The organism is Streptomyces sp. P17, from assembly GCF_032436805.1.
Taxonomy (GTDB): Bacteria; Actinomycetota; Actinomycetes; order Streptomycetales; family Streptomycetaceae; genus Streptomyces.
The window spans coordinates 1-532 of record NZ_JAVRBF010000283.1; the positions used below are offsets into that span (position 1 = coordinate 1).

Annotated in this window: 1 protein-coding gene; it reads right to left on the minus strand. The window is 55.6% G+C overall.

The window, feature by feature from the left end; genetic code table 11:
* A partial coding sequence (locus tag RMT89_RS40875; protein ID WP_315888820.1) for a hypothetical protein occupies positions 1-506 on the minus strand: 506 nt, incomplete at its 3' end.
* Between the last annotated feature and the right edge of the window lie 26 nt (positions 507-532).

Genomic DNA, 532 nt, shown 5'->3' on the forward strand with positions numbered 1-532 from the left:
GGATCAAAAGCTAGAATGGCGATATGACCACTGCCGAGTAATTGTTCGGCATCGCTGCGACTAGCCAGGTTCGCGCCGTTGTCGAATACCGTAATGGTGGATTCCAGGGGCCAGTCGAACCCTTCACCATCCATACGCAGATGCTGAGGTAACTTGACTGGCGTACCTTCATCTTCAAACCAAGCTTGCCCACCCTTGTTGAAGCTTAGGGCAGCAGGGGCCTTACCTTCGCAATAGCGCTGCCAAATGGCACGCAACGCCTTATGCAAGTGGCGAGCAAAACGCTCCCCGTCGCATACCGGCGATTGCTCAAGATACGTACGAAGCGAGGCACGAATCACCGCTAAACTGGGCAAATCCGAAGCCAGCTCAATCACACGCTGGCGATATTCTTCCCAACTGTTGACGACTAGCTCGGGCATACCGGCATTGATCAGGTGTGTGGCGCTATGCCGGCCGGCAAAGGTAGGCCCAGGGAGAGTTACTACGGGCACGCCCATTAGCATGGCTTCACAAGTCGTCAAGCCACCGG